Raw genomic sequence first — 4,389 nt, 5'->3', positions numbered from 1 at the left:
CGCGCTCTTCGACGCCGTCGCCGGCCCGCCGGCCCCCGGCATCGACGCCCTGACCCGGGTGTACGCCGACCAGCTCGCCCGGGTCGCCGCCACCGCCCATCCCGGCCGGTTCCGGCTGCTGGTGGCCGCCGAGTCGGCCGGCGCGCTGATCGCGGTGGAGATGGCCGCCGTCGGGCTGCCCTGGCGTGCCGACGTGCACGACGGGATCCTCGCCGAGCTGCTGGGCGAGGCGTCCCCGGTGGGTGGGCCGCCCCGGCGGCTGGCCGAGCTGGCCGCCCGGATCGCCGAGGCGCTCGGCGTCCGGCAGGTGCACGCCGACTCCCCGGCGGAGCTGCTGCGCGCCTTCGCCCGGGTCGGGGTGGAGTTGCCCAACACCCGGGCCTGGGTGTTGCGCGGTGTCGACCATCCGGCCGTCCCGCTGGTGCTCGAATACAAGGAGCTGTACCGGATCTGGACGGCGCACGGCTGGGCCTGGCGGGACGCGTGGGTCCGGAACGGCCGGTTCCGCCCGGAGTACGTCCCCGCCGGGGTGGTCTCCGGCCGGTGGGCCACCCGGGGCGGTGGCGCGTTGCAGATCCCCAAGGTGATCCGGCGGGCGGTGGTGGCCGATCCGGGCTGGCGGCTGGTGGTGGCCGACGCCGGTCAGCTGGAGCCCCGGGTGCTCGCCGCGGTCTCCGGTGACGCCCGGCTGGCCACCGCCGGGGCGGCCGGGGACCTCTACGCGGCGCTGGCCCAGGACTCCTTCGGCGGTGACCGGGCCCGCGCCAAGCTCGCCCTGCTCGGCGCGATGTACGGGCAGACCGGGGGTGGGGCGCTGCCGGCCCTGGCGGTGCTCAAGCGCAGCTATCCGACCGCCTTCGGCTACCTGGAGGCGGCGGCGCGTACCGGGGAGGCGGGGGGCCTGGTCCGGTCCTGGCTGGGCCGGACCTGCCCGCCGGGGGCGGTCGGGTCCGGCGACGGTGACGACGCCCCGGTGGACCCGGACGCCGGGGCGGACCCGCGCTCGCCCCGGGCGCGGGCGGCCCGCTCCCGGGGCCGGTTCACCCGCAACTTCGTCATCCAGGCCACCGCCGCCGAGTGGGCCTCGACGCTGCTCGCCTCGCTGCGGGGAGAGCTGGCCGGGGTCGGTGGGGAGCTGGTCTTCTTCCAGCACGACGAGGTGATCGTGCACTGCCCGGCCGAGCTGGCCGACCCGGTGGCCGAGGCGATCCGCCGCGCCGGGCAGCGCGCCTCGGCGCTGCTGTTCGGCCCCACCCCCGTGCGCTTCCCCCTCGACCTCTCCACCGTGACCACCTACGCCCAAGCCTGACCCCACCCACCCACCCACCCACCTCCCCACCCCACCCCACCGGCCCCGTCGCGGCGCCCGCCCCCGGTGATCAAGAGGTTTGCGTCAGATTCGCCCGCTCGCGGTGACGCGAACCTCTTGATCACCGGGGCGAACCGGGGGCAAACCAGGGGCGCGGCGGGTGGGGAGGGCGGGCTGGTTCAGGGTATACGCGTGAAATATCCGTTTCGTGCCGACACTCATCCCCCGGGGGCTCGTTGCACCCGGTGTGCGTATCGCAGGAATGATCATCGCGGCGGGTGGGGGGCGTCGGCTCGGCGGCCCCGAGGCGTTGCTGCGCCAGGGGGACCGGCTGCTGGTCAGCTGCATGATCGACACGATGATCGCGGCCGGCTGTGAGCAACTGGTGGTGGTGCTCGGGTCGGCGGCCGACGAGGTGCGGGCGGCGGCCGACCTGAGTCCCGCCACGGTGGTGGTCAACCGGGCATCGGGGGCCGGGGTGGGCTCGTCCATCCGGGCCGGCCTGGCCGCGTTGGCCGACGAACGGGTCGAGGCGGTGGTGGTGGTGCCTGTCGACATGCCCGGTCTCACCCCGGAGGCGGTCCGCCGGGTGGCGGCGTTGCCGTACCCGGACGTGCTGGCCTGCGCCACCTACGACGGGCTGCGCGGGTACCCGATGCTGTTCGGCCGTCGGCACTGGGCCGGCATCGCGACCCTGGCCAGCGCCGACATCGGCGCCCGACCGTACCTGCTGGCGCACAAGGACCAGATCGTCGACATCGCCTGCGACTCGGTGGCCGACGGCAACCGGGTGGACACCCCGGAACTGATGGCGCTCTACGGCCTCACCGTGCCGCCCCAGCGGGTCGGCGTCTGAGCGTGGTCAGCCGTCGGGCGGGCGGCAGATGTCGACGGAGTGCCGGGGGCGCAGCCGCCCGTCGAACGCGACGGTGACCGCCGGCCGGTCGACCAGCGACACCCGGACCGTCCGCTCGCCGACGAACTCGGCGTCGATCCGCCCCCGGGGGCGTTCGTAGCGGCAGGTGACCAGTTCCCGGTCGGCGTCGTGGCTGAGCAGCCCGGCCCGGGTGCGTACCCGCAGTTCGGTGTGCGGCAGGTCCTTCCAGTCGCGGGTGTCCAGCCGGACCACCGCGTACCGGCCGTCGGGGGAGACGGCCAGTGTGGAGTCCCGCTCGACGGTCGAGGCGAATCCGGTGCGGTACATGCCCCACGCGCCGGTGCCCACGCCGAGCAGCACCGCGCAGCCGAGCGCGCCCGACCGAAGCGCCGTCGTGGCGGGCGGTTGCCGGGCGGCCAGCCAGCCGGCGGCCACCAGCGTCAGCGCGGCCAGGGTGGCGAGCCCGAGCAGGGGCAGCGGCCGGTGCAGGAAGCGTGCCGCCGGATAGAGCCGGGCGTACCCGGCGTCCCAGAGCACGCCCGCGAAGAGGGCCAACGACAGCAGCGTCAGCAGGCCGGCGAGGAGCCGTCCGCGACCGGACCCGGCGAGGGGGCGGGTCCCGGGGCCGGCGGACATGCTACGCATCGTAGGCGTGCGGAGCGCTCCCGGGCCGTCCCACGTTCGGCTGGTCCCGGTGTTTCGCGCCCACCGCCCGGGGTGGACGCCGACCGGTCAGACCTCGATGTTGAACCGTTGCAGCACCGAGGGGGCGACCAGACCGACGGCCGCGAGCACGGAGAGCACCGTCAGCGCGGTCCGCAGCACCACCACCTCGGCCTTGCTGCCGGTACGCAGCGCGATGCTGTTCGGTAGCCCGATCATCGTCCACATCCGGCGCTTGATCGGGATCGGCCAGAGGATCGGGACCCCGGCCTTGGTGATCATGTCGCCGAGGATGTGCACGAAACAGCCCACCCCGACGGCCAGCCCGATCATCGGATAGCCGCGGTCACCGGGCAGGTTGGCGAAGGTGAACCAGGCGGCGGCGGCCGAGACGAGGGTGACGATCACCCAGCCGGCCCGCTCGGCCCACTCGTCGAACAGCCCGCGCAGCGCCAGCCCGATCATGAAGAACAGGATGCTCACCACCGCCCACTTGCCGTACGCGGTGCACAGCGCGGTGGTGCCCCAGCCGACCAGCACGGTGAACGGGATGGTGTGGGTCAGGGTGCGGTGCCCGTTGTTGCGGCGCGGGTCGCGGCTGAGCTTGGTGGCGTAGTAGACGCCGAGCGAGATCTTCTCCATCACCTCGGCGACGAACAGCGAGAAGACCCCGAAGGTGCGGGCCACCGTCGCGCCGCCCTGGTTGCGGGTGACCTTGCCGGAGAGGTCGAGGTCAGGAAAGAGCGCCCCACCGGCGCAGACGGCGGTGCCGACGGCCAGGGCCAGCGGTGACTGGTGGTAGTCGGCGAACTGGTCCAGCGCCCACGACCCGGTCAGCCACACCGCCGCGCCCGACAGCGCGTGGGACGGTCCCATCATGTCGCCTCGCCCCTCCCCGTTTTCTTGATCGACAACGCTACGCCACTGTGTCAGAACCGCCGCCGACAGGGCAACAACCCGTTCGGTCCACAGGGGAGGGTGTCAGGTGGCGGCAGGGCGGAAACTCTGCCGGATCATCAGGAAGTATGTCGCGTTGACCTGCCAGTCGAACTGGTCTGTCAGCCATGAGACGGTGTAGGCCCGTCGCGGGGCGACCCGGACCAGCAGTCGGGCGGTGTGCAGCCGGGCCCCGGTCGGGCCGGTCCACTCGCACTCCCACAGCGCCCCGCCACGGAACATGTCCAGCGCGGAGATGTCCACCCGCCGGTAGCCGGTGAGCCGACCGTCGTCGGTGAGCCGGCGTTCCTCGGCCCGCCAGTGGGCGACCGGGTCGGCCGGGGCGACACCGGGGGTGATGCTGAGCACCCGGGGGCCGCCGGGCTCGCGCAGACAGGTCACCGGGCCGTCGGTGTAACGCAGCCAACCGGCCGGCGCGGCGATCCGGAAGCCGTCCGGGTCGGCGTACCAGGTCCAGCCCGCGACCAGGCCGAAGCGCTCACCCGGCGGCGGCGGCGCGGACCGGACCGGGGTGGCGTCGGCCGGCGCGGGCGCGGCGCACGGGAAGGCCGCCGGCCGGGCCGTCCCGGTGCCGGCGCCGACG

Annotated in this window: 4 protein-coding genes and 1 pseudogene; 2 read left to right on the top strand and 3 right to left on the bottom strand. The window is 74.4% G+C overall.

Annotated elements, in window-relative coordinates; translation table 11 throughout:
• Positions 1 to 1,309, top strand: a 1,309-nt coding sequence (locus tag H1A17_RS33535; protein ID WP_194823770.1) for a bifunctional 3'-5' exonuclease/DNA polymerase, incomplete at its 5' end; no start/stop codon positions are given.
• Positions 1,310 to 1,571: 262 nt separating this feature from the next.
• Entirely contained in the window at positions 1,572 to 2,165 is a 594-nt protein-coding gene (locus tag H1A17_RS33530; RefSeq protein ID WP_145922942.1) for an NTP transferase domain-containing protein, read from the top strand.
• A gap of 6 nt (positions 2,166 to 2,171) precedes the next feature.
• Here H1A17_RS33530 and H1A17_RS33525 read toward each other — a convergent pair whose 3' ends face one another.
• The 3 genes and pseudogenes from H1A17_RS33525 to H1A17_RS33515 all read right to left on the bottom strand — a co-directional run.
• Positions 2,172 to 2,822: a hypothetical protein gene (locus tag H1A17_RS33525; RefSeq protein WP_145920782.1), complete on the bottom strand. Its 651-nt coding sequence runs from the start codon at positions 2,820 to 2,822 to the stop codon at positions 2,172 to 2,174.
• Between the two features lie 96 nt (positions 2,823 to 2,918).
• Positions 2,919 to 3,728 (bottom strand): metal-dependent hydrolase, encoded by an 810-nt coding sequence (locus tag H1A17_RS33520; RefSeq protein ID WP_145920781.1) that lies wholly within the window; start codon positions 3,726 to 3,728, stop codon positions 2,919 to 2,921.
• A gap of 102 nt (positions 3,729 to 3,830) precedes the next feature.
• Positions 3,831 to 4,389, bottom strand: a pseudogene (locus H1A17_RS33515) (serine/threonine protein kinase); the annotation flags it as partial.

The organism is Micromonospora sp. S-DT3-3-22, from assembly GCF_015354745.1.
In the GTDB taxonomy this organism is placed as follows: Bacteria; Actinomycetota; Actinomycetes; order Mycobacteriales; family Micromonosporaceae; genus Micromonospora; species Micromonospora wenchangensis.
Note: the sequence above shows the minus strand (reverse complement) of the source record. Positions and strands in the feature narration are given on the sequence as shown.

What these genes read in the sequence shown, in the direction of transcription:
- H1A17_RS33525 (WP_145920782.1), bottom strand. Translation starts at nt 2,822, where the DNA reads ATGTCCGCCGGCCCCGGGACCCGCCCCCTCGCCGGGTCCGGTCGCGGA.
- H1A17_RS33530 (WP_145922942.1), top strand. Translation starts at nt 1,572, where the DNA reads ATGATCATCGCGGCGGGTGGGGGGCGTCGGCTCGGCGGCCCCGAGGCG.
- H1A17_RS33520 (WP_145920781.1), bottom strand. Translation starts at nt 3,728, where the DNA reads ATGATGGGACCGTCCCACGCGCTGTCGGGCGCGGCGGTGTGGCTGACC.